At 73.9% G+C, this 5,212-nt stretch carries 1 protein-coding gene; it reads left to right on the top strand.

Features of this window, described 5'->3' with window-relative positions; genetic code table 11:
* Positions 1-5,212 (top strand): SDR family NAD(P)-dependent oxidoreductase (locus ABD330_RS31890; RefSeq protein WP_344469804.1); only part of this gene is annotated, 5,212 nt, incomplete at both ends.

Here is a 5,212-nt window from a genome sequence, read left to right as displayed (position 1 = left end):
CCGACCACATCCGCCAGCCCGTCCGCTTCACCGACACCATCCACACCCTCCACCAAGCAGGCGTCACCGCGTTCGTCGAACTCGGCCCCGACCCCGTCCTCACCACCCTCGCCCAGACCACCCTCGACACCGAGGACACGGTCACCACCGCCGCACTGCACCACGACCGCCCCGAAGCACTGACCCTCACCACCACCCTCGCCCACCTGCACACCCACGGCCACCCCATCACCTGGCCCACCAGCCCCACCACCCAACCCGCCATCCACCCCGCCGAGTTGCCCACCTACCCCTTCCAGCGCCGCCGCTACGCGCTGGAAGGCGGAACCGCTCGCGCCGACGTGACCGGGGCCGGCCTCAGCCCGACCGGGCACCCGCTGCTCGCAGCTGCCGTCGAACTGCCCGATGACGGCGTGGTGTTCACCGGTCGTCTGGCGTTGCAGACCCAGCCGTGGCTCGCCGACCACCAGGTCCTCGGCACCGTGCTGTTGCCCGGTACCGCGTTCGTGGAACTCGCCCTGCACGTCGCCGACCAGCTGGGCGACCACCAGGTGGACGAGCTGACGCTCCACCGTCCGCTGATCCTCGGCGAGCAGGAGGCGCTTCAGCTGCGTGTGCGGGTGGGCCTGCCGGAGGAGAGCGGCCGCCGCTCGCTGTCGATCCACTCGCGCCCCGCTGCGGCAGGCGACGAGGAGGGGTGGACCAAGCATGCGACCGGTGCGCTCGGGAGTACCGAGCAGACCGCGGCGGCCGAGGCGGCCGACCTGACCGTCTGGCCGCCCGCCGGGGCCACGCCGGTGCAGACCGAGCACCTGTACGACGACCTGGCCGACCTCGGCCTGGTCTACGGGCCGGCGTTCCAGGCGCTGCGGGGCGCCTGGCGACTCGGCGACGACATCTACGCCGAGGTCGCCCTCCCCGCCGAGTCCAGCCCTGGTGCGGATGCCTTCGGCCTTCATCCGGCCCTGGTGGACGCCGCCCTGCACGCCATCCTGGCGGCCCGGATCGCCGGTGGCGTCGAGCTCGACCAGGTCCGGCTGCCGTTCTCCTGGGAGGACATCCGCCTGAGCGCCGCAGGCGGCCCCGAGCTGCGGGTTCGGATCTCCCCCGTGGGCCGGAGCGAGGACGCGGTGGCGCTGACGATCGCCGACGCCACCGGTACCCCGGTCGCGGCCGTGGGGTCCGTGACGCTGCGTGCGGTGACGGCCGACCAGCTCGCGGCCGCGAGTTCCTCGCAGCACGACCGCCTGTACCGGGTCGACTGGCTCCCGGTGGCCACACCGGCCGAAGCGGCGTCGAGCGCGACCGACTGGGCCGTGCTGGGAGCTGCCGATCCACGGCTCACCGCGGCGTTGACCGCCCGGGTCGGCGTCCACGCCGACCTGGCGGAGCTGCGGGCCGCGGACGGCGCGTCACCCGCCGTGCTGCTGCTCGCCGCCACGCCCGCGCCGGGTGCCGCGAGGCCGGCCACCGGTCCGGCGGCCATCGACCGGACCGGACAGCTGCTCACCGTGATCCAGGACTTCCTCGCAGACCGCGACCTCTCCGCCACCCGGCTCGCCGTGCTCACCGAGCGCGCCGTGGCCACCGGTGTCGAGGACGCGACCGAGGACCTGCCCGGCGCCGCCGTCCGGGGTCTGCTCCGCGCGGCGCAGTCGGAGAACCCGGACCGTTTCGTGCTGATCGACCTCGACGGCCAGGACGCGTCCTACCAGCTGGTGGAGGCGGCACTCGCGACCGGCCGGGCCGAACTCGCCGTGCGCGAGGGCAGACTGTTCGCGCCGCGGCTCGCCCCGGCGGAGCGCCCCGGCACCCTGGACCTGCCCGACGGTGCGTCGGCCTGGCGCCTGGACGTCAGCGCGAAGGGCACCCTGGACCACCTCGTGCTGGTCCCCGCCCCGGACGCCGTCGCCCCGCTCGGCCCCGGCCAGGTCCGGTTCGCGGTGCGCGCCGCCGGGGTCAACTTCCGAGACGTGCTCATCGCGCTGGACCTCTACCCGGGGCAGGCGCCGATCGGCGGCGAGGCCGCCGGCGTCGTGACCGAGGTGGGCCCCGGAGTGACCGGCTTCGCGCCGGGCGACCGGGTCATGGGCCTGGTCGCCGGAGCTGTGGGGCCGGTGGCGGTGACCGACCACCGGTGGCTGGTCCGGATGCCGGCCGGCTGGTCGTTCGCCCAGGCCGCCACGGTGCCCATCACGTTCCTCACCGCCTACTACGGCCTGACCGACGTCACCACGGTCGCCCCGGGCGAGCGCATCCTGATCCACGCCGGAGCGGGCGGCGTCGGCATGGCTGCCATCCAGCTCGCCCACTACTGGGGTGCCGAGGTCTACGCCACCGCCAGTCCGAGCAAGTGGCGGGTGCTGCGCGAACTCGGCATCGACGACGAGCACCTGGCGTCCTCCCGGAACCTGGACTTCGAGGAGCGGTTCCGCAGCACGACCGCCGGGGCCGGCCTGGACATCGTGCTCAACTCACTGGCGGGCGAGTACATCGACGCCTCGCTGCGGCTGCTGCCGCGCGGCGGGCGGTTCCTGGAGATGGGCAAAGCCGACCTCCGGGACCCGGCCGCGATCGGAGCCGCCCACCCCGAGGTCGCCTACCGCCCGTTCGACATGAGCGAGGCCGACCCGGAGCACATCCAGCGGATGCTCGTGGAACTGGTGGGCCTCTTCGAGGCCGGCGTGCTCCATCCGCTGCCGCTGCGGGCGATGGACGTCCGGCACGCACCGCACGCGTTCCGCTTCATCCAGCAGGGCAAGCACACCGGCAAGGTCGTGCTGAGCATCCCCCGGGCTCTCGATCCCGAGGGGACCGTGCTGATCACCGGCGGCACCGGGACGCTGGGCGGCCTTCTGGCCCGGCACCTGGTCACCGCCCACGGCGTCCGCCGACTGCTGCTGACCAGCCGCCGAGGCTCCGGGAGCAGCGCGACCGAGGAACTGCTCGCCGACCTGCGGCAGCTCGGGGCCGAGGTCACGGTTGCCGCCTGCGACGCCGCCGACGAGCGGGCCCTGGCCGAGCTCCTCGGCACCATCGCCGCCGAACATCCGCTGACCGCCGTGGTCCACGCGGCGGGCGTGGTGGACGACGCCACCATCCCCGCCCTCACGGCCGAGCGGCTGGAGGCGGTGATGCGTCCCAAGGCCGTCGGCGCCTGGAACCTTCACCGGCTGACGCGTGATCATGACCTTGCGGCCTTCGTGCTCTTCTCCTCGGCGGCCGGCACCCTCGGCGCACCCGGCCAGGGAAACTACGCGGCCGCCAACACCTATCTCGACGCCCTCGCCCAGCACCGCAGGTCCCAGGGCCTGCCCGCGACCTCGCTCGCCTGGGGCCTGTGGGAGGCGGGCAGCGCCATCACCGGCTCGCTCACCGACCAGGACCGGGCCCGGATGCGGGCCTCCGGCATCCTGCCGCTGGGCACCGAGCAGGCCCTCGCACTGCTGGACCGAGCGCTCATCGACGGTGAGCCGCTGGTGCTGCCGCTCGCGCTGCACCTGCCTGCACTGCGGGCACGGGCCGGCTCGGGGGCGATCCCGGAGCTGCTGCTCGGCCTGGTGGGCACCCCTGTCCGGCGCGCGGCCGGCCAGGCGGGTGCGCCACTCGTCCGGCAGCTGGCCAAGCTGCCCGAGCCCGAGCAGGTCGGCCTGCTGCTGGAGCTGATCCGCAGTCACATCGGCGCGGTGCTGGGGCACTCGGCGAACGACACGATCGACCCTGCCCGGCCGTTCCAGGAACTCGGCTTCGACTCGCTCACGGCTGTGGAGTTCCGCAACCGCCTGGCCGGCGCGGTCGGCACCCGGCTGCCCACCACGCTCGTCTTCGACTACCCGACGCCGACGGCGATGGCCGCGCACCTGCGCGAGCTGCTGGTCGGCGACACGGCGGTCACTCCTGCGGCCGGGGACGCACCGCCGACAACCCGTGACGGCGAGGACGATCCGATCGCGATCGTCGGGATGGGCTGCCGCTTCCCCGGCGGTGCGACCAGCCCCGACGGGCTCTGGCGGGTGGCCTTCGAGGGCATCGACACGGTCGGCGAGTTCCCCGAGCGGCGCGGTTGGAACGTCGAGGAGCTGTACGACCCGGACCCTGCTGCCCCCGGGAAGACATACTCCCGCCAGGGTGCATTCGTCTACGACGCCGACCAGTTCGACGCCGAGTTCTTCGGGATCAGCCCGCGCGAGGCCAACGCCATGGACCCACAGCAGCGGCTGCTGCTGGAGGTCGCCTGGGAGGCACTCGAACGGGCCGGCATCGCCCCCGGTTCGCTGCGGGGCACCCGGACCGGCGTTTTCGCCGGGGTCGCGGGCCAGAGCTACGCGGCGAACGCGATGAACAGCGCGGAGGCGCTGGAGGGCTACCTGCTGACCGGAACCACCACGAGCGTTGCCTCGGGGCGGCTGTCCTACGTGTTCGGGCTCGAAGGGCCGGCCATCACGGTCGACACCGCCTGCTCCTCCTCGCTGGTGGCGCTGCACCTGGCCGCCCAGGCGCTGCGGGGTGGCGAGTGCACGATGGCCCTGGTGGGCGGCACCACCGTGATGGCGACCCCGGGGATCTTCGTGGAGTTCAGCCGGCAGCGCGGGCTGGCGCCGGACGGCCGGTGCAAGCCCTTCGCCGGAGCGGCGGACGGCACGGCCTGGGGCGAGGGCGCCGGGGTCGTGGTACTGGAGCGGCTCTCCGACGCGCAGGCGAACGGGCACCAGGTGCTCGCGGTGATCCGGGGCTCGGCGGTCAACCAGGACGGGGCCAGCAACGGCCTCACCGCGCCGAACGGCCCGTCGCAGCAGCGGGTGATCCGGGCCGCGCTGGCGAACGCCCGCCTGACGGCCGATCAGGTGGACGCGGTCGAGGCGCACGGCACCGGCACCACCCTCGGCGACCCGATCGAGGCGCAGGCCCTGATCGCCACCTACGGCCGGCAGCGCGCCGCCGAACAGCCGCTGTGGCTGGGTTCCATCAAATCCAACATCGGCCACACCCAGGCCGCAGCCGGCATGGCCAGTGTGATCAAGATGGTGGAGGCGATGCGGCACGGCGTGCTGCCGAAGATCCTGCACGTGGACGAGCCGACCCCGCACGTGGACTGGGAGTCCGGCGCGGTGGAGTTGCTCACCGAGGCCCGGCCCTGGCCCGAGACCGACCACCCCCGCCGGGCCGCCGTCTCCTCCTTCGGCATCAGCGGCACCAACGCCCACCTCATCCT

This window comes from Kitasatospora kazusensis, from assembly GCF_039529945.1.
In the GTDB taxonomy this organism is placed as follows: domain Bacteria; phylum Actinomycetota; class Actinomycetes; order Streptomycetales; family Streptomycetaceae; genus Kitasatospora; species Kitasatospora kazusensis.
This window is presented reverse-complemented; position numbering and strand designations above follow the sequence as displayed.